Raw genomic sequence first — 23,285 nt, forward strand, 5'->3', positions numbered from 1 at the left:
CCCGTCTATTTTTTTCATTTTTTTCTAATTACTGTTCCTTCTTGCCTGTGGATAGCTGAAGCTTGTGTGATAACAACCTGACTGACACCCGCTTCTACAGCCGAAAAAGAATTTTCCAGTTTAGGAATCATTCCTCCCTGTATAATCCCCTCGGATACATACTGCTCAAACAATTCGGGAGTAATAACGGGAATTACACTATCATCATCGTTTTCATCACGCAGCACTCCTTTTTTCTCAAAACAGTAAACCAAAGTCACATCAAACTCTTCAGCCAATGCTTTTGCTGTTTCTCCGGCAATAGTATCGGCATTGGTATTCAGCATAGAACCTGCTCCATCGTGAGTAAGAGGTGCCATAACAGGTACTATTCCCTGGCGAATCAGATTGGCCAATACAGAAGCATTCACAACCTTCACATCGCCTACATAACCATAATCCACCTCTTTCACCGGACGTTTTTCCGAACGAATCACATCCATATCTGCTCCTGTCAATCCAATGGCATTGACACCCTTAGCCTGAAGACCAGCTACAATATTTTTATTAACCAATCCTCCATATACCATTGTCACTACTTTCAACGTCTCCAAATCGGTAATACGGCGTCCGTTTACCATACGGCTTTCAATACCCAGTTGAGCAGCTATTTTGGTAGCCGAACGTCCACCGCCGTGTACCAATAGTTTATAGCCAGGTATTGTAGAGAAATCAGTCAAAAGCTGATTCAAGGTTTCAGATTCTTCTACAATCTTACCACCTACTTTTATCACTGTCAGTTTTTCTTTCATAATCCACAACAAATACAAAGTCAGAATGAAAGGTTGATTTTATAATGAGCAGACTCATCATCCTTTCATTCCGACTGCTATTTTATTCCAAATATGTATATCCGTAAAGTCCGGAACGATAATTCGCAAGGAACTCTTTACCTTCTTCAAGCGAAATCTTGCCTTCTTTTACAGACTTGGTTACCCATGTCTCCAAAGTACGCACCAGTTTCTTCGGATTATACTGTACATAATCCAAAACCTCTGCTACAGTTTCACCGTCAATAATCTGATCGATAGAATATCCTTTTTCGTTTACACTTACGTGCACGGCATTGGTATCACCAAACAGGTTGTGCATATCACCCAAGATTTCCTGATAAGCTCCCACCAAGAATACGCCGATGTAATAAGATTCCTTTCCTTTCAGAGTATGTACCGGCAAATCATGCGATACATTACGTGTAGAAACGAAGTTGGCAATCTTTCCGTCCGAGTCGCAAGTTATATCCTGCAGAGTAGCTGTACGATCCGGACGTTCATCCAAACGCTGAATAGGCATAATCGGGAAAATCTGGTCGATAGCCCATGAATCCGGCAACGACTGGAACAAAGAGAAGTTACAGAAATATTTATCTGCAAGCAACTTATCCAGTTTACGGAATTCATCGGGAGCATGTTTCAATCCAGAAGCAATCTGATTGATTTCCCGTGTCACCGACCAATACAGACGTTCTATCTGCGCACGTGTCTTCAGGTCTACAATACCATGGCTGAACAAATCCAATGTTTCCTCACGAATCTGTTGCGCATCGTGCCATGCCTCCAACATACGGCTCTGATTCAAGTTATCCCAAATCTGATACAGTTCATGAACCAGCTCATGATCATCGGGACTCACTTCAAAGTCATCATCCATCTCTGGGAGAGAAGCTGTTTCGAGCACCTCAAAAATCAATACAGAATGATGCGCAGTCAACGAACGTCCACTTTCTGTAATGATATTTGGATGAGGTATATTATTCTTATTGCTGGCGTCTACCATAATTGAAATAGAGTCGTTTACATATTCCTGAATGGAATAGTTGACACTACTTTCACTGTTAGCAGAACGGGTTCCGTCGTAATCCACACCTAAACCGCCACCTATATCGACAAACTCCACAGGGAAGCCTAACTGATGAAGCTGTACATAGAACTGTGAAGCCTCACGCAAGGCAGTCTTGATACGACGAATCTTTGTAACCTGACTACCAATATGAAAATGAATCAGCTTAAGACAGTCTTTCATATCTTTCTTCTCAATGAAATCGAGAGCCTCAAGCAACTCACTGGAAGTCAAGCCAAATTTGCTGGCATCTCCTCCACTGTCTTCCCATTTACCGCTACCGGAAGAAGCCAGTTTAATACGGATACCAATATTAGGACGTACATTCAACTGCTTGGCCATGCGCGCAATCAAACGCAGCTCATTCATTTTTTCCACTACAAGGAAAATACGTTTTCCCATTTTCTGGGCCAACAAAGCCAGCTCGATATAGCTTTCGTCCTTATACCCGTTACATATAATCAAAGAGTCCGAGTCGGTATTAATTGCAATTACAGCATGCAACTCAGGTTTTGAACCGGCTTCCAGTCCAAGATTGAACTTCTTTCCATGACTGATGATTTCCTCTACCACCGGACGCATCTGATTCACCTTAATAGGATAGATAATAAAGTTCTGTGCTTTATATCCATATTCTTCAGAAGCAATGGAAAAACAGTTTGAGATTTTTTCGATACGATTATCCAGAATATCAGGAAAACGTACCAGCATAGGGGCAGTCACATCTCTCAGCTGCAGTTCATCTACCAGTTCTTTCAAGTCGACAGCCACTCCATTTTTACGGGGAGTAACCACCACGTGACCTTTCTCATTAATACCAAAGTAAGAAACTCCCCACCCTGTAATGTTGTAGAGTTCCTCAGAATCTTCAATACGCCATTTTCTCATTTCACAACATAAAAAGACTACGTTTATACTTAATTTAATAACAGTGTTTTCAATCTTTGTACCGAACAGCTAATCTGTTCTCTATCTTCCAGGCTTTCCGCATTAAAAACATATTTAGCCTGCGAATAGAACGGGGTTCGAATTCTCAATGCATTCTGAATCACATCCATCAGTTCTTCGTCCGATTTATCCATCAGAAGAGGTCTTTTACTCTTTGCTATCTTCAAGCGCCGGAACAATACTTCCGGAGAAGCATCCAGAAAAACAGTTTCTCCCTTCCCGTTCATATACTCCATATTGTCGAAGAAACAAGGTGTACCTCCTCCACATGCGATTATCACATCCTCAAACTCGGCCACTTCGTGAAGCATGTTTCTTTCTATCTCCCGGAAGCCATCTTCTTTCCGTTCTTCGAACAGTTCTTGCACTGTCTTATGGAAACGTTCTTCAATATACCAGTCTAAATCAATGAATTGCAGTTGCATGGCACGGGCATACGCCTTTCCCAGCGTGGTCTTGCCCGATCCCATGTAACCTATTAAAAATATACGTTTCATGCCTTTCTCTTAGCGGTTGAACGTGTTTTACGTACTTCAGCCTTTTCTTTCTGTAATTCAATAACCTTAAAGCAGGTTTCAATATTCAGGTCAGACGGTTCTATGTTCGACGGAATCTTATAATTCTTCTTCTGATAAGAAATATAAGGCCCATAACGACCATTCAGAATCTGAAGATCAGGTTCTTCGGCAAAAGTCTTGATTACCTTCTGTGCATCAGCCTGCTGTTTGTTTCGGATAAGAGTAAGAGCCTCATCCAATGTAATTTCCAAAGGATTTGTAGTCTTAGGAATTGAAACAAACATATCCCCATAATGTACATAAGGTCCGAAACGTCCTTCGCCGATAATCACTGTTTTTCCCTCTACTTCACCTAAATTACGAGGCAGTTTGAACAGGTCTAAGGCTTCTTCCAGGGTGATTGTCTCCAAAGAATATTCCTTTTTCAACTGGGCAAACTTAGGTTTCTCTTCATCGTCTACCGTTCCAATCTGCACCACAGGACCAAATCGGCCAATCTTCACCGATACCTGTTTTCCAGTCTTCGGATCTGTACCCAAAATACGTTCTCCCACACGATGTTCAGACTTCGAAGTCAAGGTCTGTTCTACCAGCGGATGGAAACCTTCGTAGAAATGTTCCATAACTCCGGTCCATTCCTTTTCTCCATCTGCTATTTCGTCGAATTCTTTTTCTACGCTGGCCGTAAAATTATAATCCATAATCTGAGGGAAGTACTCTATCAGGAAGTCGTTGACCACGATACCGACATCGGTAGGCAGCAATTTAGACTTCTCACTGCCAGTCAGTTCGGTACGTGTACTTTCCGAAATCACTCCCTCTTCCAGTTTCAATATCGTATAATCACGTTTTACACCTTCCCGGTTTCCTTTTTCCACATATCCACGCTGCTGCACAGTAGAAATAGTAGGAGCATAAGTAGACGGACGACCGATACCCAGTTCTTCCAACTTGCGCACCAAGCTGGCTTCTGTATAGCGGGGAGGACATTGAGAGAAGCGCTCTGTAGCAGTAATAGTCTTACATTCCAGTGTCTGACCTACTTTCATAGTAGGCAACAGACGGCTTTCATCCTCCTGTTCTACTTCTTCGTCGTACGATTCTTTATATACTCGCAAGAAACCATCAAACATCACCACTTCTCCTACAGCAATAAACTTGTCTGTCTGTCCGCTGATACCAATCGTTGCCGTTGTTTTCTCCAGTTCGGCATCGGCCATCTGAGAAGCCAGTGTACGTTTCCATATCAATTCATACAAACGCTGTTCCTGGCTCGTACCTTCTATTTTGTCAGTCGACATATAGGTAGGACGAATGGCTTCGTGTGCTTCCTGAGCCCCTTTTGTTTTAGTTGTAAAGTGGCGTGTCTGCACATAGCGCTCTCCCATCAATGAGGTAATAGCCTCGCGACTGGTATTCAAAGCCAAATCAGAAAGATTCACCGAGTCTGTACGCATATAGGTAATCAATCCGCTTTCATACAGACGCTGTGCCAGCATCATAGTCTGTGCAACCGTATAACCCAACTTACGTGCCGCTTCCTGCTGCAATGTAGAAGTGGTAAACGGTGCAGCCGGTGATTTCTTGACCGGACGTGTAGTAATATCTTCAATTGTAAAAGTCGATTTCTTGCATTTTTCAAGAAAAGCATTTGCCTCCTCTTTGGTCTTGAATCTTTGTCCCAGGTCGGCTCTGATTTCGGCTCCATCTGCATTATTGAATACAGCTGTCACCCGATACGATGCTTCGCTGACAAAAGCCTGCACTTCTCTTTCCCGTTCTACGATAAGACGGACAGCTACAGACTGTACACGTCCGGCAGAAAGAGCCGGTTTGATTTTCTTCCAAAGGATAGGTGAAAGTTCAAAACCCACAATACGGTCGAGAATACGACGGGCCTGCTGGGCATTGACCAAATCAATATTTATATCACGAGGATTTTCGATTGCCTTTAGAATTGCATTTTTCGTAATTTCATGGAATACAATACGCTTTGTCTTCTGAGGATCCAGTTGCAACACCTCAAACAAATGCCAAGATATAGCTTCTCCTTCCCGGTCTTCATCGGATGCCAACCATACCATATCCGCTTTTTTGGCAGCAGCCTTCAGTTCTCTTACTATCTTTTCCTTATCCTCTGGAACTTCATAGAGAGGCTTAAAGTCATTCTTCACATCAATACTGAATGATTTTTGCTTCAAATCCCGAATATGTCCATAGCTGGAAAGCACTTTATAGTCACTTCCCAAAAACTTTTCTATCGTCTTTGCCTTTGCCGGAGATTCGACTATTACTAAATTATTCTGCATAATTCAAAGTATTCCATAAATATTTTCCGGACAAATGTAAAAAAAAAGCAGAATCACACCATTATAATAAGGTATGTTTCTGCTTTTTTTCGTACTTTTTGTGATTTAGCGCCTATAAATAGAACTGCATATTACATCCCTGCAAGATATATTTCTTTTCATTACTGTTCCCAAAGTCCATTGATTCCATGCCATAATCAGACCTGTCTGATTTTGTATCCGACGCCGGCGATTATACATACAACGACGTCGGATATAAATTCAGCGTCGTTGACTATACAAACGACGACGACGGATATAGCCTGCACTTCATCACAATAAGCCATCTGTTCATTACTTTTTCCCTATAGTTTTCTTACAGACGAACAGATTACATTTCCTGACCCCATAAAAAACTGGCCTCGCACAAGCGAAGCCAGTTCTGAATCTCCAATTATCTTAATATTTATCGGACGACAAAACCTTCCGGTAACCTTGCATCAGAAAGCAAAACTTAATCCTCCCATTGCATAAAAGCCCTGTACGGGACATCCTACTTCTGTAACATAGTTTTTGTTCAGCAAATTATTCAGACGAACAAATACATCTACACGCTGGAACAAGCGATAATCAGCCCATAAGCTCAAATCATTCACCGGGTCTGCTTTCTTCAAGGTTCCTGCCTGACTACGTCCCTCATAACAATATTTCATTGAAGCATACAAATCAGACAAAATCTTTACCCTAGCCGAGACATTAAATTCGTAGTTGGGTTTCAACACCAATAAAGGTTCTGTCTCCTGATTCATATTCCAGTTATAATAAGTTGCCTCCACATCAAGATTTACCCAATCTTTGTAAGTATATCCAATGCGTCCTCCTGCATAAGCTGTTTTTGCCTTTGCCTGCTCCATCAAGCTGTATACAGAAAACAGCTCGTCTTTTACGATACGGTATCCTCCGAACAAATTAAATCCGAATCCGGCAACGGGAGAACCTTTCACTCCCAACCGGGCATCCAGCGGTGTATGTGTACTGCGTATCTGCTCTTCACTCATCCAGTAAGGCGACATTTCGTTCAAACGACGGAAATCACTCAAGGTCGTACCTCCAATAGCTTGTATATAGAATTTATAAGTATCAGCAAAGGTATAACCGAAATGTACATCAGGAGCGAATTTAATACCACTTCCATTCAAAGTCTGTGCATCTACATGCGCTCCAAGACGCAAGTCGATGACTTCATTATTCCATTTATAATATGGATTTACCTGAACCAAAGTATAGTCTTTCAAATCCGAATTATAGAACACATTATCCATTGCAAAATCAATGCCGACAGTATGTTCTTCCTGCAGCGTTCCCCATATCTGACCTACGGTATGTACCAAACCTTCGGTAGTACCGGGGAAATAAGGCATAGCATACTTACGTTTGAAGCTCTGAAAACCAGTCTGCAGACTGAATTGTACCGGAAGTGTTTCATCTTTCGATGTAACTTTCGCATACACATCGGCCAAAGTGAAATGCTGACTGTCGGAAGTCCAGGGTTCTCCTCCTTCATTCAAGACAGGTAAAACGTAATTGAACACCTGAGAGCCGAAAGCTCCTCCCAACTGCATGAATACGCGGTTGAATTCGTGTTTATAATCGAGTGACACGTCTGTACGGAAAAAACGGGATTTCCAGTCTTCTTCCAGCCTTTCATATGGAATTTTTCCATTCATTCCATACAATGTTCCCATTACATTCAACTGGTCGCGTGAAGTAATATCCCACATATAACTTAACTTCACATCAGTATTATTCCGGTTTCCATAGGCTGCACGTACATATCCCTTATAAGGAGATTTTTGCTTTGCATTATATGTAATTACCGGTATCGGCTCTCCCTGCCAGCCCGATAAAGGACGTACAGCAGTAGCATAGTCGATATGCTGTTTTGCTACGGCAGGTTCTTCAACCTTCGGAAGCACATTTACCTTGAAGGCATCCATTACCTCCGGGTTATACTGATTCTCCACCACCACAGTCCGAGTGAGTGTAGAGTCTTTCGCTCCTTCTTGCGCACATAATACCGAGGTAAACAACACCCCAGCACCTGTCAATATCATTTTTATCTGATTCATTGTCTTCATTCTCCTTTGTTAAGATTAGCCAAACGTGATTCTATCATCTGGGCAATATCATCCTCTGCCTGATAATTCTGCTGTAAAGACAACAGATATTGTTTTGCCTCTAATTTGCGGTCCAGACGTACATATACATCCGAAAGCAGGATAAAGCCGCGGGCCAGCCAGTATGTATGCGGCGTGCTCACTTCAATGTATTCCAATACCTCTTTTTCTGCTTTTGCAGTTTCGCCCGCATTGAAATAAAGCTGTGCCACCAGGTATTTGGCTTCCGCTCCATACACATTACGTGTATCTTTGGCCAGCACTGTAAGGTCTTGCAATGCTTCCTTTGTTTCTCCTGCTTCCAGGAAGGCTTTTGCACGATAGTAATGAGCTTCATTGCTTAACTCCGGAGCCAGTTTACTTTCCGCCAGCAATGCCGAAGCAACGGCTATCACTTCTTTTCCATCGTTCAGCAAGTAAGCACTGCGCAAAGCACCTGTTTCTGCCGACAGTCTTTCTTCCTGAGAAACGGCACGGTCTATCATCCGTTTATACAGTTCCAATGCCCGACCGTAATCCTTTGCATCGTATGCCATCACTGCACACATGCTCATGGCCTCTCCAGAGAATTTGTTGTTCGGATATTCTATGACTTTATTTAAATGCGCTGTAGCCTCGGTCCAGTTTTTCTGGTTATAACCTATCAGTCCGAGATAATAATGTGCATCTACACTGAAAGCTCCTTCAGGGAAAGACTGCAGGTAGCGTGTAAAGCTGCTTTGAGCTTCACTGATATTACCTCGCATGTAGACTCTTTCTGCTGCGACATAAGTCAACGAATCTCTTTCGTTCACATCGAAATTCGCTCCTCCAGGTATAGATGTCGCAAATGCCATATAATCGTCTACCTTATTCAAGTCGATGTAAATAGAACGCAAGTCACGTTGTGCCAGGCGAGCCTCATCACTGCCCGGATATTTTGTAATAACAGTCTTATAAGCCTCTATTGCCGCAGCGTACTGATCGTTCTGATAATACAGAAGACCTATTTCATTGGCAGCCTTACGAGACAAAGGACTATCCGGGAAGCGTTCTACAAGGAGTTTATAGCGCTTCACTGCATTTTCACTATCTTCCAGTTGTACAAATGCGCGTCCTTGTTCATAAAGAGCATCGTCTAAATACTGTGAAGACGGATAGGCTGTTATCATCTGATTCAAAGTTTGAATCTTACCTGTATAATTACGCTGCAAGCCTTTCACAAATGCTTCCTGGAATAAAGAGTAGTCGCCCAATGAAGTATCGGTAGCAGCTGCTTTGGCATACATCTGCTGAGCAGTTTCGAAGCTACGGGCATAGAAATTACAGTCACCCAAACGGTTATACGCATCAGCCATCACTGTAGCCTGCAACGAGACTCCCGACTGTACACAACGGGCAAACCATGTTTGAGCTGAGCTATACTGTTTCTGCTTAAATGCAGTATAACCCAAATTGTACAAAGCCAATCCATACTCTTCTGTTCTTTTGTCTTGTGCAAACTCCAGATATTGACGGAAATCGGCAGCTGCCGCTGCATACTGTTCCAGTCTGTACTTAGACTCACCTCTCCAATAATAAGCATCTGCTTTGGTTTGCTGATTATAGCGTCCCAGTTGCAAAGATTGGGAGAAACACTCTATTGCATTTTCAAAGGCAGCCTGAGCAAAAGCCTGTGTACCTAAACGGAACAGCAGTTTCTGCTTTGCTTCTAATATACGTTCACCCGGCTGACTGATTTTTGCAATCGACTTCAAGGCAGCCATATAGCTACGAGTATTCATATAAACCTCTACAAGATAGTCGTTCACCTTGTCTGCATAAGCTGAATGAGGATATTCATTCAGAAAACGTTCAAAAACAGTCACCGATTCAGCAAAAGGAGAATAAGAGGTTTCATGGATACAAAGTGCATAGTTGTAAAGAGCCTGCTCCTTAACGGCAGCATCGTAATTGGTGGCCGAAGCCTGTTCAAAAGCCATACGAGCCTGATTACGCTCTTTCAGTTGCAAATAAGCCAATCCCATATGCAAATATGCATTCTGTGTCAACGCATCCTGCGTCGTAGTCACTTCTCCCAATCGGGCTGCTGCTTTCGAGCATACTCCTATTTGTGCATAACTCATACCCAATTCATACAAAGCCTTACGGTCGGGATTCTTCACCTCCGAGCAATATACTTCCAGATTTTGTACTGCCTGCATATAGTCTTTCATTCCATATGCCGCTTCTCCGGCAATGCGTTTCATCTGCACTGCATTGGGTTCATCCGGATACGCTTCTGCATACACTCCTGCAATGCGACGCGCCTGTTCATAATTTCCTTTTATCAGATAAATATCTGCGATATAATAAGGAGACAGTTTACGGTAATGTTCATCCGATTCTACCTCCCGGAATCCTGCCAAAGCCTCATCGTAACGTTTCTGTACGTAGTCAATATAAGCCAGATTATACACTGCATCGGCATGATACTTTTCACTGACCTCCTTCAAGATAGAAAACCACATGGAAGCTTCCTGCAAGTTACCAATCTTCTGATAGGCAGTAGCCATACGTAAGGTACAGACATCCCGTTCTTCGTTGGAGAGCAACTCCAAATCACAGCCTTTAAATGTAGCAATTGTTTCCAGGTATTTTTCCTGAAAGAAATAAGCCGATGCCAGCAGTGCCTGTACACGGTTTCTATGGCGTGAATCCGGATAAGTATCCAGGAACTTCTCCAACTGCTCCAGACGGTCAGAAGCATTCAGTTCGTAAGCAGTACATGTCAACATATATGCGACCTCATCCGATGTATCAGCCTGTGGATTCTGTTTTACATATTGCATCAACGTCTGTTGTGCTGCAGCATAGTCGTGACGCAAAAACAACTCTTTACCGTCGTCAAACAAGCGCCGATGATCGGTCAAAGGTTCTGTCTGCTGTGCAGACACCACCAAAGGCAAGGCGCACAAACATCCGGCTATCCATTTATATTTCTTTGTATTCATCAGTATAATCTCTTTTTATTTATTTTTTATTTGCATACTCCTTCAAAAAACGGGTAACCCCTCTGCGTACCGAGTCAAGACCAAACTCTTCAGGATGAATGCTATCCAAAGGCATCCAAAAAGAATCGGCCACATCATCCATCGCACGCAGACGAGTGTCATCGGCTACCTTACATAAGAAAAATAAGTCCAGCGTATGAACCAGAAAACCAGAATACAAGTATGTATTAGGCAAAGAAAACAGATATTCAGTATCAATAACCGTCAAGCCGGTTTCTTCCATTACCTCTCTTGCTACTCCTTCCTCACCGGTTTCATTCATATCAATAAATCCTCCCGATAAATCGAGTGTACCTTTTGCCGGTTCCTTTGCTCTACGGCACACCAACAGTTCATTGCGATGATTCAAAATAAATGCTACTGTAGCCGCACTCGAATTAAAATAGTAGGTAAAACCGCAGTCATCACAATGTTTTGATTTTTCATTGTGTACCTCAAAATGAGATGAACCGCATTTGGGACAATACTTAAACTGTTCTAATGGATGCATGATTCTCTATTTTATTGAAACTCAAAATTACTAATTATTTAATTAATCCCATTATATACAGATAAAAAATACACTCCGAAAAACATCCATCTCTTACAGACAGGTTTTCGAAGTGTAGCAATAAAAAGTTTTTATTACCGGACCTCAGAATATGGCAAGATGCCTATTCCTATAGCAAATCAGCGTGCAGTTTCTTCTACAAACACTTTTCCATTTTTCTTCTGTATTTCAACGAGACTTCCTTTCGGATTCAAATTAAAGGGAGTAATCTCTTCGGTACGATTGTCTACCACCATCAGCATATTTTCTTCGGCAAAACGGTTGATTTGCAATTTCACCTCAGCCTCGGTCATTGTTTTGTTGAGCAACAGACTGTCGTTTACATAAACAGATAAACTGTCGCCAGAAAAGCTACCGGCCACACAGATGGTGTAGATGCCTTCAAAGACTTGTTTTCCTCCATCTTTGCGCTGAAAGCGAAAACCTAAATACAGAAACAGACAGACAATGAAAAAAACGCCAAAAGCCAAAATTCCATTGCCTACCATAAACTGTTTGTTACTATTGATACTCTTATTACTCATAGTCATTTAATTTTCAATCGTACAAATGTAGATAAAAAAAGAGGAATCATTGCGTCTCACTTCTGTATTTCAAGTAAAAAGTTTACATTTGTATATTATTGTTCTTAAAAATATTACTCGTATGAGACATTGCATTTTTCTTTTTCTCACCTTATTCTTATTTATCTCCCAAATTCATGCCGCTACTACAGACACTCTCCATATTTACAGTCCTGCTATGGACCGAAAAATTAAAGTCAATGTAGTTGTTCCCAAAGATGTGAAGCCGAACAGCCCGACCGTCTACCTCCTGCATGGATATAGTGGTAATGCCGACACATGGCTTATAATCAAACCAGAGCTAAAAGATTATGCAGACCAACACCAACTAATCATTGTCTGTCCGGATGGAGAAAACAGCTGGTATTGGGATAGTCCATTAAATCCCCGTTCACAGTTCGAAACTTTTATTTCCAAAGAATTGGTCGAATACATAGATTCCCATTACCCTACTCGCCCTACAAAATTTGCCCGTGCCATAGCCGGCCTAAGTATGGGCGGACATGGAGCCATGTGGTTGTCCATGCGTCACCCGGATGTTTTCGGTGCAGCCGGTAGTATGAGTGGCGGAGTAGACATCCGTCCTTTTCCAGATAATTGGGAAATGAAAAAGCAAATCGGTGAAAAAAGCACTTATCCAGCACTTTGGGAGCAACATACAGCCATCAATCAAATCAACCGCATCAAACCTGGTGATGTGGACATGATTATATGTTGCGGCTACGATGATTTCTTCTTTCAAGTAAATTGTGAATTTCATGAAAAGCTACTGGCTCACGGCATTCAGCATGAATTTCTGGTAAATGCAGGAGCTCACACCCCTGCTTATTGGGCGCACGTAATTGATTACGAAATGCTATTTTTTATTAAGTACTTCCAAAACCATAAGCAACTTGCTTTTTCCAAAGGAAAAAACTAACTTTGTTTAAGCTTACACATTACTAAAACTACTTACATCTTATGAAAGAGTTTATAAAAATGGCTTTTGCCACAGTCGTAGGATTTCTTATCAGCGGCTTCTGTCTGATGATTTTAGGAATCATGTTCCTTGCAGCATTAGTTGCATCTACAGAAAATACAACAACTACCGTAAAAGACCGTTCGGTATTCGTTTTAGAATTAAATGGGAATGTGGCCGAACGTTATCAAACCAGTCCTTTAGACAAATTATTGGGTGAAGATTTTTCCACATATGGTTTGGATCAAATTCTAAGCTCTATCCGTAAGGCAAAAGAAAACGAGTCTATTGCAGGAATCTATATTGAAGCCGACAATTTTGTTTGCCCTACTGCTTCACTGCAAGAAATCAGAAGAGCATTATTAGACTTTAAAGAATCAGGCAAATTCATCGTTGCTTATGGTGGAAACTACACACAAAGCACTTATTATCTGGCCAGTGTAGCAGATAATCTGGCAGTCAACCCTTCTGGTAGTATTGCCTGGCAGGGATTATCGGCACAGACTGTATTCCTTAAAGGTTTGCTGGAAAAGATTGGAGTTGAAATGCAGATTTTCCGTGTAGGTACTTATAAATCGGCTGTCGAACCATTTATCGCCCACGAAATGAGTGATGCTAACCGTAAGCAGACTGAAGTATTTATCGGATCTATATGGAATAACTTGGTAAACGATATTTCAGCCTCACGCCATATAACATCAGAAGAACTTAATGCACTGGCCGACAAGAACCTCAGTTTCTGTCCGGCACAAGAATACATCCAGACTAAACTGGCAGATAAACTGATGTATAAAGATGAAGTACTGAGTTATCTGAAAACCCTGACTGGCCGTACAGAAAAAGAAGAACTTCCTACACTGAGACTGGAAGACATGATTAATGTGCCCGAAACAGCATCAAAATCTAATCTTCACAAGGATCGTATTGCAATTTATTATGCATTTGGAGAAATAGACAACGGATCCAACACTTATGATGAGGGAATCAACTCCGAAGTTGTTATCAACGATTTACGCCGTCTGCGTGAAGACGACAAGATAAAAGCAGTTGTATTCCGTGTTAACTCTCCAGGAGGAAGTGCCTATGGTTCCGAACAAATCTGGCGTGAGATTTCATTGCTCAAAGAAGTCAAACCTGTTGTCGTTTCCATGGGTGACTATGCAGCATCCGGAGGATATTATATTTCTTGTGCAGCAAATTATATTTATGCCGAGCCCACTACCATTACCGGTTCTATCGGTATTTTTGGTATGATTCCCAATGCACAAAAATTATTAGAAGATAAACTGGGATTGAGCTTCGACGGGGTAAAGACGAATAAACTTGCCGATTTAGGCGACTTCAGCCGTCCGTTCAATCAGGAAGAATCTGCACTCGTACAACAAATGGTAAATCAGGGATATGCATTGTTTACCCAACGTTGTGCCGATGGTCGCCGGATGCCGATAGAGAAAATACAGGAAATTGCAGAAGGCAGAGTTTGGACAGGAGAAGATGCAAAGAAGCTGAATCTGGTAGACGAATTAGGAGGTATCAACCAGGCTGTTGAAAAAGCAGCGTCGTTGGCAGAACTTACTGAATACAGTATTCAGAGCTATCCTGCGCAAGAAGACAAATGGTTCCGTTTGCTGGACTTGAAGTCTGACCATTACATCCAGAGTCAGATTCGTTCGGCTTTTGGTGATTTCTATCCAGGAGTACGCTTTATGCAGCAAATCAAGCACGCAGACCGTATACAGGCCCGTCTGCCATTCGAACTGAGCATTAACTAATCACATAAACACCGGAATGAAAGAAAAGTCTATTAAAATATATTATCCGTTACTTCCTCTGTCAGCCTTGTATCGTATTGGGGTAAGCATACGAAACAAGTTGTTCGACTGGGGGATACTTCATGCACAGTCTTTTCCTCTTCCGGTAATCAGTGTAGGCAACATCACAGTAGGCGGAACAGGAAAAACTCCTCATACGGAATATCTGATCCGTATGCTTGAAACAGATTATCATGTAGCCGTATTGAGCAGAGGATACAAGCGCAAATCGAAAGGTTTTGTACTGGCAGAGAGTAACACTCCAATCGAACAGATTGGTGATGAACCGTTTCAGATGGCGCACAAGTTTCCTCGTATCCGTATGGCAGTAGATGCAGACCGTTGCCATGGAATCCGTTGCCTGACCGACGGACGGGTAAAACCACAGCCGGATGTTATCATTCTGGACGATGCTTTCCAGCACCGCTACGTCAAACCCGGACTGTCTATTTTGCTGATAGACTACCATCGCCCCATTTGGAAGGATTGTATGCTTCCAGCAGGAAGACTGCGAGAGCCACAATATGGGAAAAAGCGCGCAGATATTATTATTGTAAGCAAATGTCCTTCCATACTGAATGAGCAAGAACAAGCGTTACTACGACAGCGAATTGCCCCACACAAAGGTCAGGAGGTATATTTCACCACACTGGTATATGGCCAGCTGAAACCGCTTTTTGCAAAAGAAAAGCCGGAGCGTCCCCTACACAGCTTGCACAAAGAAGAACAGATACTTCTTGTTACGGGCATCGCCTCACCAGCTGCCATCATCCGTGAACTGCACAAATATGTAAGCCAAGTGGTGCCGGTTACTTTTCCGGACCATCATCATTTTACAGCGAATGATATGGACACTATACTGCGGAACTTCCGGCAACTACCGGAACACAACCGACTTATCATCATCACAGAGAAAGATGCCGCCCGTCTTATCGATCATCCTCTTCTTTGTGAAGAACTGAAAGCTTACATCTATGTATTGCCTGTAGAAGTAAGTTTTCTGAACGAACAAAAACAAATGTTTCACCAAAATCTTATAAGATATGTTACAGAAAATTCAAGAAACAGCTGCATTCCTCAAAGGTAAAATGCACACTCAACCGGAAACAGCCATTATTCTGGGCACAGGATTAGGTAGTTTAGTACACGAAATCACAGATAAATACGAAATCAACTATTCAGAAATACCCAACTTCCCCGTATCAACTGTAGAAGGTCATAGTGGCAAACTTATATTCGGTAAATTGGGAGGAAAGGATATTCTTGCCATGCAGGGACGCTTCCACTACTACGAAGGTTATTCGATGAAAGAAGTAACCTTCCCGGTACGTGTAATGCGCGAATTGGGCATCAAGACCTTGTTTGTATCCAATGCTTCAGGTGGTACAAATCCCAATTTTGAAATAGGCGACCTGATGATTATTACAGACCACATCAACTTCTTCCCTGAACATCCGTTGCGCGGAAAGAACATTGAATACGGTCCACGTTTCCCGGACATGAGTGAAGCTTACTCAAAAGAATTGATTGCACAAGCGCTCGAAATCGCAAAAGAAAAAGGTATCAAAGTACAACAGGGTGTATACATCGGAACACAAGGCCCGACTTTTGAAACTCCGTCGGAATACAAGATGTTCCGTATTTTGGGAGCGGATGCAGTAGGTATGTCTACCGTACCCGAAGTAATCGTTGCCAACCATTGCGGTATCCGTGTATTTGGAATTTCGGTCATCACCGACTTGGGAGTAGAAGGTAAGATTGTAGAAGTATCGCACGAAGAAGTACAGCGTGCAGCAGACGAAGCACAGCCTCGCATGACAACCATTATGAGAGAACTTATAAACAAAGCTTAATATATGCACGAAGGACAGAGAACAGAAATTTCGACTGTGGGTGAATTTGGGCTTATCAAGCACCTCACCCAAGACATCCAACTCCATAACCCGGAAACTAAGTATGGCATAGGAGATGACGCAGCTGTACTGGAGTTTTCGGACAAACAAGTACTTGTAACTACCGATCTGTTGATGGAAGGAGTACATTTCGACCTTGTTTATACTCCTTTAAAACATTTGGGATACAAATCGGCTATGGTGAACCTTTCGGATATTTATGCCATGAACGGTACACCTAAACAGATTACTGTTTCACTGGCTGTATCGAAACGTTTCTGCATTGAAGACTTGGAAGAGTTTTATGCCGGTCTTCGCCTGGCTTGCGAACAGCACCATGTCGACATTGTAGGAGGAGATACGACTTCATCTGTAACCGGACTTGCCATCTCGATTACTTGTATCGGTGAAGCCGACAAGAATCAGGTGGTATATCGCAACGGTGCCAAAGAAACAGATTTGATTTGTGTATCGGGCGACTTGGGTGCAGCCTACATGGGACTTCAGCTGATGGAACGTGAAAAAGCAGTATTCCAGGGAGAAAAAGATGTTCAGCCCGACTTTGCAGGAAAAGAGTACTTGCTGGAACGTTTCCTGAAACCGGAAGCCCGCCGCGACATCATCGAGGAACTGGCAAAAGCAGGAATCAAACCAACTGCCATGATGGACATTTCCGACGGACTTTCTTCAGAACTGATGCACATCTGCTCGCAAAGCAAAACGGGATGCCGCGTATATGAAGAACGTATTCCTATCGACTATCAGACAGCAGTAATGGCCGAAGAGTTCAACATGAACCTAAGTACTTGTGCACTGAATGGTGGAGAAGACTACGAGTTGTTGTTTACAGTTCCACTGACCGACCACGAAAAAGTATCTGCACTCAAAGACGTGAAAGTTATTGGTCACATTACCAAACCGGAACTGGGCTGTGCACTGGTTACCCGTGATGGCAATGAACTGGAATTGAAAGCACAGGGATGGAACCCTTTAAAAGAATAACAAAAATATCCTTTCAATACGAAAAAGAGGTTTGCATAGCCATTGCAACCTCTTTTTCTTGTATTCAACACCTCAAAAGAATAAAAAAGTAATTTTTTCATCATTTTATTGTCATAAAGTTTGCAGATTAAAAAACTTTACCTACCTTTGCAACCGCAAACGAGAAACAATGGTGCCATAGCTCAGTTGGTAGAGCAAAGGACTGAAAATCCTTGTGTCCCCGGTTCGATTCCTGGTGGCACCACAAAAATCAAAGATGAATCCTCTGAAAGTTTACTTCGGAGGATTTTTTATATCTCTTTACTTTCCCATGAAATCAAATTTTCTAATAAGATTATCTTTATAAAATAACTATTTTCTTAATAATTCTATCCAGCAACATTCTAATTTTTTTCCATAAAAAAACCGCCATTGATATGAAGTTTATCAACGACGGGCAACTCACTATTTTTCAATATTATATTGAATGAATACTAAATAATACAACATTAAGTTTGGCTACAATATTATATTTAATTACCGATTAACTTCCTCCAAATAAAACACAGCACTTGAGTTACATTGAGTTAGTTTCAGATTAATTCCCTCATTCATTAAGTATTGTCCTGAGAATATCTGATTATTCCCCCAAAAAACAGATTTTTTATCAATTGTATTAATTTCTCTTATTTTGTACATCTTCTGAGAAGAAAGTCCCGACAACTTAAGTTGTGGGAAATGAGTTCGTCCTTGATATTTCAAGTTATACGCGTAAACAACCGCAGCAGATTTATCTTTAGCAGTATACATATAAGCACAAAATCCCGATTCTTCATAAGGAGAAATCAAACGATAAAGATCTCCTTTAAAAACAAGAGGGCGAACCAAGGTTTTATATTGAGATATAGCATTACGAGCAAACGCACGTTCCAAAGAATCCAATGCTTGTGGCTGCAATTCCATTCCCAATCTTCCCCCCATAGCAACATCAAATCTAAATTTAAGAGATGTCCGGTTTCCTGTCTGATGATTAGGACTAGCAGAAACATGAGAACCAGTCACAGAAGCAGGATAAATCATATTTGTTCCATACTGAATAAAAATACGACTTAAAGCATCTGTATTATCACTGGTCCAAACCTCCTGATGAAATTTTAAAGCTCCATAATCCACTCGCCCTCCTCCAGATGAACAAGCTTGTATAAGAAGATGCGGATATAGAGAGCGGATTCGATTATAAACGCTATACAACCCTTTGGTATAATCTATCCAAAAATGAGACTGCTTATCTACAGCAAGATAATCAGATCCTACAGATTCCACATGCCGATTGGCATCCCATTTTATATAAGCAATATTATGATTCTCAGTCATAATGTGTTTAAATGTTTCCACAATAAAATCTTGTACTTCCGGATTAGTTAGGTCCAAAAGCCACTGTCCTCTCATTGTCGTAATTTTCCGATTTTTTGCTTTCACAATCCAATCCGGATGCTTCTCTGCTAATTCACTTTTTGGATTCACCATCTCAGGCTCTATCCAAAGACCAAACTTCAATCCTTTCCGAGTTGCATAATCAACCAAGGCTCCAATGCCATTAGGCAACTTATTTTGGCTAACCTGCCAATCTCCTAAACCTTGTTTACTACTATTTCTTGGATATTTATTACCAAACCACCCATCATCGAGTACAAACATCTCAAGACCTATCTCAGCCGCATCATCAATCATCTTTTGTATTATAGCTTCATCAAAATTAAAATAAGCTCCTTCCCAACTATTCAACAAAGTAGGCAATTCTTCAGGAGTATCATATACTACATACTTTCTAGCATAATCATGTAAATTACGGCTTGCTTGTCCAGCCCCTTTATTACTATAAGTATATATCATTTCAGGAGTAACAAGACGCTCTTTATACCTTAATTTATAATCAGACATAAAAGGATTGATACCAGAACTTATACCTAGTAAATTAAACTCATCTAATTGAAAATTAATCTTATAATTTCCACTCCAAGCCAAAGCACCAGCTATCACACGACCAACCTCCTCCTGCAAAGGAGTATCAAGTGACAACATAAACGCAGGATTCTCCGTATGAGTGGTCCTTACTCCTTTCTTGCTCTCAATACTTTTGATACCATGAGTGAGCAGCGACTCTTCTATACCCATTTCTTGTGCCCATGCTCCATAAAATGTAGTAAGATAATAACGCTTTGCCCGTACAGAAAGAAAAGAAGAATAAAAACGTGTCAAACAAATATCCTTTTTACTCTTATTTTCAATAACTGCAGAAACAGTAAAAATATCATTTCGAACATACGATTTAAACACAAGGCTCACATTCAACTTCTGCTTTACATCTGCCAAATCAATAGTAGTCTGATAAATCTCATTCGGCACAATCAGACTGTCTTTATGACCAATATATTTAAGTTCTGTATTCAAATCTCCATCAGAAAAGACTGCAGAAAAAGCAGGTTCATTAAAAAAACGTCCACCTGCAGTCGGATACGCCAATGGATCTGTACCATAATCAAATCTTCTATAAGTCTGCTTATTGGCAAAATAAGAACAATCTTGAATCTTATCACCATAATATTGAAAAAGGAGCGTACTATCAGATGCAACACTAAGAACCATACTTGTATGATCCGTATGAATAGGAATTACTGTCTGTGACGACAGTTTACATACACCAAACAATAATGTGATTCCAAATAAAAATCGTTTATTCATAGTAATATTTTATTTTGAAATTATTTTTATAAAATGTTCTGCTACAAGCCTATTATCTTGGTCAACAATTCTTATTTTAATATTTTCCGAATCTATCTCACATTTTAAAACAGTTTCATCATCATTGACAATAGTAGGAAACGAACAATGAGCATCTGCTGGATGAAAAGAATATGCATGTGTATGACCAGATAACATTAAATCTATTTTGACAGAGTTCAGCAAAGGCAAAAACAACTTTTTCAAATGCAGACAACCATGCCAGTCTCCAGTAATAAAAGGTATATGACAAACAACAATACGTACACGAGAATCAACAAACTCCTTCGTTTCCAAAACCTGTCCCAGCCAACGAGCTTCTTCTTCACGATAGCTATCATAATTTGCCAATCCAGCATATTCAATATCAGAATCAGGCTTATCTTCACCACAATCAAGCACAATCACACAGACATCACCATATTTATACAATTGATAGAAACGACCTTCCGAAGCTGGATAATATTTACAAAGTTTATCTGCATAAACTCCTCTGTTCTCATGATTTCCCTTGGCAAATAAAATGGGAGTTTCTTTGGCAAATTCCTTTACAGCAACATCAATATATCCATGAAAAAGTCGTGCTTCATCTACCAGGTAACTACTCATGTCTCCATTAAATACAACAAAGTCAGTCTTATTAAATCCCGTATTTTTACATAGCTTTTCGAACAATTCATACCTTTCATGAATATCATTAAACATCACAAAAGAAACTGTATCTGCATAATTACAAGGAAAAGTAGAGAAACTCAAAGGTTTTTTCCTGAAGACATTACTAGCAACAGTATTTCCATATAAGACTTTACCACTCCCTTCCCAAGAACGTACTTCTTTAGAAAATATACGATAATTATATCGTGTACCAGGCTTTAAATTCTTCAATTTTATACAATGAAAAGTAGAAGTAGACAGACGTCTTCCTGCAATCGTTTCATAATACCGCGGATGCTCAGTTGCATAAAACGACTGATTATCCCCTGGTGCCAATTCTACCCACGATAAAGCCGGTTTGTCTGTTGTCCAGATAACACTCACCTCATCCTGAGTCATATTACATAAATAAGGTCCATGAGTGATTTTTATGTCTTGTGCCATCAACACAGTAAAACACTGAAGACATATTAAAAAAAATAACTGTTTTATTTTCATTACGCAAAGAACTTCTTATTTAAATAAACATAAATGGGGGCACTATACTCCCCCCATTTACAATTATGATTTCTTATTTATATCCAGGATTTTGTACCAGTTTTGGATTTTTCTCCATTTGTGCATAAGGAATAGGCCAATAACGCATATAAGGTTCAAATCTACGCTGCTCAATCAGACGGTCTTTTTCGGTAACCTCACTAGAAGGAGTGATTACTGCCCTACGAGTCGGATCCGGCTCATCATAGTTTACAGTACCTACCATATGATACAATGGCTTGTTCATCACTGTTTCAGCTACCATTTTGCCTTCCTTGTCCTTCCAGCGTAGAATATCCTGACGGCGAAGCCCTTCACCAGCCAATTCAATAGTTCGCTCACGACGAACCAATTCACGTATTTTATCTTGCGAATTATATTTCGTACGGTCTACAGCAATATGTCCACCACGAATACGTAGTTCATCAATCAAATTTAATGCCTCATCTAAGTTTTCATTCAACTCTACATTACATTCTGCTATTGTAAGCAACACTTCTGCATAGCGGAACAAAATAGGACATAAACGATCATTATTCAATGAAGGTGAATATTGCTTAATAGAAGGCAAAGCATATTTTGCATAAAGTAATCCTGTGGCTGAAGCATTCGTTGCAGCACTATAATAATCTTTATTTGCCTTACCCTCAATTGTTTTATCCAAGGTATTAATAATACGGTTTCCATTCTTACCTTCCCAATCCATACCCGGATAAATAATAGTATTATACAAACGGGGATCACGATTTGCAAAAGGATATCGCTCATCATAGCCCGAGCCAGATTCATTCGGCATCAATCCATTCTCCATTTCGAACATATCAACTAGATTCTGTGTTGGAACAAATGATGCCCATCCCCCATCTTGATTATTATACAAGCGAACTACATCACTAAACTTATACAGATCCTCCACATGCTGGTCTGCATAAATAATTTCCTTAGAATCCTGTCCCTCCAGGCTGAACATTTTGATAAAATCTTTATCTAGTTCATACAATTTAAGTTTCTGGATATCATAAGCAGCCTGTCTGGCCTCTTTCCAATCATCATAATAAAGATGAGCACGCATTTTGATAGCAAGAGCTGTTCCCTTAGCGATACGTCCTTTCTCACTCGGTTTATCGGGAAGATCAGGAATAGCCTCATCCAATTCTTTATAAATAAAGTTTTTCACTTCTTCTTCTGTAGAACGAGCTACCTGAGCTTCTTCTGCCGTAGTAGTAGGTTGAGTAATCAATGGAATACCTCCAAACCAAAAATTGATAACCAAATACTGCCATGCACGGATTACACGTACCTGAGCAATCATATTCTTACGGTCTTGCTCATTGCCAAAAACAGGCTTATGTATATTGGCTAGAAAAACATTACAACGTGCTATGGATTCATATTTATAATAATTAGGAACCTTATTCGGATTCAATTCTCCTGTAGCAACCTGTTTATAGCTGGAAGAGCCTGTACGATTGAAAGATATATCCGACATGCAATCATTAAAAAAGATATAGTTAGGACCTGTACACTGGTCGAACCACCAATTATAACAAGCTGTCAAAGCAGTATCTGCATCTTGTTCTGTTTTCCAAAATGTAGCAGGAGTAATTGCATCATAAGGTGCTGTATTGAAAAAATCATCACACGAAGATGCTACATACGAGAACAGGCCTGCACAAATGATATATTTTGAAGCTTTAATAAATCGTATCATAATTAT

Annotated in this window: 16 protein-coding genes and 1 tRNA gene; 6 read left to right on the forward strand and 11 right to left on the reverse strand. The window is 40.7% G+C overall.

Going from position 1 to position 23,285, the window contains the following annotated elements; all coding sequences use genetic code 11:
- Positions 1 to 14: 14 nt before the first annotated feature.
- The 8 genes from argB to O6P32_RS05490 all read right to left on the reverse strand — a co-directional run bounded on the left by argB (position 15) and on the right by O6P32_RS05490 (position 11,915).
- Positions 15 to 791, reverse strand: a complete 777-nt coding sequence (argB, locus tag O6P32_RS05455; protein ID WP_269877231.1) for an acetylglutamate kinase — start codon at positions 789 to 791, stop codon at positions 15 to 17.
- Positions 792 to 873: 82 nt separating this feature from the next.
- Complete coding sequence (speA, locus tag O6P32_RS05460; RefSeq protein WP_269877233.1) at positions 874 to 2,766, reverse strand: biosynthetic arginine decarboxylase; 1,893 nt, start codon at positions 2,764 to 2,766, stop codon at positions 874 to 876.
- Between the two features lie 29 nt (positions 2,767 to 2,795).
- The gene (locus O6P32_RS05465; protein ID WP_269877234.1) at positions 2,796 to 3,323 is read right to left on the reverse strand and encodes a shikimate kinase; all 528 of its coding nucleotides are present in this window, start codon (positions 3,321 to 3,323) and stop codon (positions 2,796 to 2,798) included.
- Positions 3,320 to 5,653 (reverse strand): type I DNA topoisomerase, encoded by a 2,334-nt coding sequence (gene topA, locus O6P32_RS05470; protein WP_178266034.1) that lies wholly within the window; start codon positions 5,651 to 5,653, stop codon positions 3,320 to 3,322. The genes O6P32_RS05465 and topA overlap by 4 nt, the downstream gene beginning before the upstream one ends.
- A 479-nt stretch (positions 5,654 to 6,132) precedes the next feature.
- The gene (locus tag O6P32_RS05475) at positions 6,133 to 7,770 is read right to left on the reverse strand and encodes a TonB-dependent receptor (protein WP_269877237.1); all 1,638 of its coding nucleotides are present in this window, start codon (positions 7,768 to 7,770) and stop codon (positions 6,133 to 6,135) included.
- The gene (locus O6P32_RS05480; RefSeq protein WP_269877238.1) at positions 7,767 to 10,781 is read right to left on the reverse strand and encodes a tetratricopeptide repeat protein; all 3,015 of its coding nucleotides are present in this window, start codon (positions 10,779 to 10,781) and stop codon (positions 7,767 to 7,769) included. Before O6P32_RS05480 ends, O6P32_RS05475 begins: the two co-directional genes overlap by 4 nt.
- Before the next feature lie 19 nt (positions 10,782 to 10,800).
- The gene (locus O6P32_RS05485) at positions 10,801 to 11,331 is read right to left on the reverse strand and encodes an NUDIX domain-containing protein (RefSeq protein ID WP_178266031.1); all 531 of its coding nucleotides are present in this window, start codon (positions 11,329 to 11,331) and stop codon (positions 10,801 to 10,803) included.
- 179 nt (positions 11,332 to 11,510) lie between these two features.
- Complete coding sequence (locus O6P32_RS05490) at positions 11,511 to 11,915, reverse strand: hypothetical protein (protein ID WP_178266030.1); 405 nt, start codon at positions 11,913 to 11,915, stop codon at positions 11,511 to 11,513.
- Between the two features lie 121 nt (positions 11,916 to 12,036).
- Here O6P32_RS05490 and O6P32_RS05495 point away from each other — a divergent pair, with 121 nt between their 5' ends.
- The 6 genes from O6P32_RS05495 (at position 12,037) to O6P32_RS05520 (ending at position 17,861) form a co-directional block, all read left to right on the forward strand.
- The gene (locus O6P32_RS05495) at positions 12,037 to 12,873 is read left to right on the forward strand and encodes an alpha/beta hydrolase (RefSeq protein WP_269877241.1); all 837 of its coding nucleotides are present in this window, start codon (positions 12,037 to 12,039) and stop codon (positions 12,871 to 12,873) included.
- Positions 12,874 to 12,914: 41 nt separating this feature from the next.
- On the forward strand, positions 12,915 to 14,684 hold the full coding sequence (gene sppA, locus O6P32_RS05500) for a signal peptide peptidase SppA (protein WP_269877243.1): 1,770 nt from the start codon (positions 12,915 to 12,917) through the stop codon (positions 14,682 to 14,684).
- Between the two features lie 16 nt (positions 14,685 to 14,700).
- Complete coding sequence (gene lpxK, locus O6P32_RS05505; protein ID WP_269877245.1) at positions 14,701 to 15,810, forward strand: tetraacyldisaccharide 4'-kinase; 1,110 nt, start codon at positions 14,701 to 14,703, stop codon at positions 15,808 to 15,810.
- Complete coding sequence (locus O6P32_RS05510; RefSeq protein WP_269877247.1) at positions 15,767 to 16,576, forward strand: purine-nucleoside phosphorylase; 810 nt, start codon at positions 15,767 to 15,769, stop codon at positions 16,574 to 16,576. The genes lpxK and O6P32_RS05510 overlap by 44 nt, the downstream gene beginning before the upstream one ends.
- Before the next feature lie 3 nt (positions 16,577 to 16,579).
- On the forward strand, positions 16,580 to 17,617 hold the full coding sequence (thiL, locus tag O6P32_RS05515; RefSeq protein ID WP_269877249.1) for a thiamine-phosphate kinase: 1,038 nt from the start codon (positions 16,580 to 16,582) through the stop codon (positions 17,615 to 17,617).
- A 171-nt stretch (positions 17,618 to 17,788) separates the two neighbouring features.
- Positions 17,789 to 17,861: transfer RNA gene (locus O6P32_RS05520), tRNA-Phe, on the forward strand.
- A gap of 272 nt (positions 17,862 to 18,133) precedes the next feature.
- Here O6P32_RS05520 and O6P32_RS05525 read toward each other — a convergent pair.
- The 3 genes from O6P32_RS05525 to O6P32_RS05535 all read right to left on the reverse strand — a co-directional run bounded on the left by O6P32_RS05525 (position 18,134) and on the right by O6P32_RS05535 (position 23,279).
- Positions 18,134 to 20,338, reverse strand: coding sequence for an alpha-galactosidase (locus tag O6P32_RS05525; protein WP_269877250.1), 2,205 nt, complete (start codon positions 20,336 to 20,338; stop codon positions 18,134 to 18,136).
- A gap of 9 nt (positions 20,339 to 20,347) precedes the next feature.
- Positions 20,348 to 21,529 (reverse strand): FN3 domain-containing metallophosphoesterase family protein, encoded by a 1,182-nt coding sequence (locus tag O6P32_RS05530; protein WP_269877251.1) that lies wholly within the window; start codon positions 21,527 to 21,529, stop codon positions 20,348 to 20,350.
- Between the two features lie 73 nt (positions 21,530 to 21,602).
- On the reverse strand, positions 21,603 to 23,279 hold the full coding sequence (locus O6P32_RS05535) for a RagB/SusD family nutrient uptake outer membrane protein (protein ID WP_269877253.1): 1,677 nt from the start codon (positions 23,277 to 23,279) through the stop codon (positions 21,603 to 21,605).
- Between the last annotated feature and the right edge of the window lie 6 nt (positions 23,280 to 23,285).

Source organism: Phocaeicola acetigenes (assembly GCF_027529745.1).
In the GTDB taxonomy this organism is placed as follows: Bacteria; Bacteroidota; Bacteroidia; order Bacteroidales; family Bacteroidaceae; genus Phocaeicola; species Phocaeicola acetigenes.

Bases quoted from the DNA above. Each gene is read 5' to 3' on its own strand.
- thiL (WP_269877249.1), top strand. From the start codon at position 16,580: ATGCACGAAGGACAGAGAACAGAAATTTCGACTGTGGGTGAATTTGGG.
- O6P32_RS05525 (WP_269877250.1), bottom strand. From the start codon at position 20,338: ATGAATAAACGATTTTTATTTGGAATCACATTATTGTTTGGTGTATGT.
- topA (WP_178266034.1), bottom strand. From the start codon at position 5,653: ATGCAGAATAATTTAGTAATAGTCGAATCTCCGGCAAAGGCAAAGACG.
- lpxK (WP_269877245.1), top strand. From the start codon at position 14,701: ATGAAAGAAAAGTCTATTAAAATATATTATCCGTTACTTCCTCTGTCA.
- speA (WP_269877233.1), bottom strand. From the start codon at position 2,766: ATGAGAAAATGGCGTATTGAAGATTCTGAGGAACTCTACAACATTACA.
- argB (WP_269877231.1), bottom strand. From the start codon at position 791: ATGAAAGAAAAACTGACAGTGATAAAAGTAGGTGGTAAGATTGTAGAA.
- O6P32_RS05510 (WP_269877247.1), top strand. From the start codon at position 15,767: ATGTTACAGAAAATTCAAGAAACAGCTGCATTCCTCAAAGGTAAAATG.
- O6P32_RS05490 (WP_178266030.1), bottom strand. From the start codon at position 11,915: ATGAGTAATAAGAGTATCAATAGTAACAAACAGTTTATGGTAGGCAAT.
- O6P32_RS05475 (WP_269877237.1), bottom strand. From the start codon at position 7,770: ATGAAGACAATGAATCAGATAAAAATGATATTGACAGGTGCTGGGGTG.
- O6P32_RS05485 (WP_178266031.1), bottom strand. From the start codon at position 11,331: ATGCATCCATTAGAACAGTTTAAGTATTGTCCCAAATGCGGTTCATCT.
- O6P32_RS05465 (WP_269877234.1), bottom strand. From the start codon at position 3,323: ATGAAACGTATATTTTTAATAGGTTACATGGGATCGGGCAAGACCACG.
- O6P32_RS05495 (WP_269877241.1), top strand. From the start codon at position 12,037: ATGAGACATTGCATTTTTCTTTTTCTCACCTTATTCTTATTTATCTCC.
- O6P32_RS05480 (WP_269877238.1), bottom strand. From the start codon at position 10,781: ATGAATACAAAGAAATATAAATGGATAGCCGGATGTTTGTGCGCCTTG.
- O6P32_RS05530 (WP_269877251.1), bottom strand. From the start codon at position 21,529: ATGAAAATAAAACAGTTATTTTTTTTAATATGTCTTCAGTGTTTTACT.
- sppA (WP_269877243.1), top strand. From the start codon at position 12,915: ATGAAAGAGTTTATAAAAATGGCTTTTGCCACAGTCGTAGGATTTCTT.
- O6P32_RS05535 (WP_269877253.1), bottom strand. From the start codon at position 23,279: ATGATACGATTTATTAAAGCTTCAAAATATATCATTTGTGCAGGCCTG.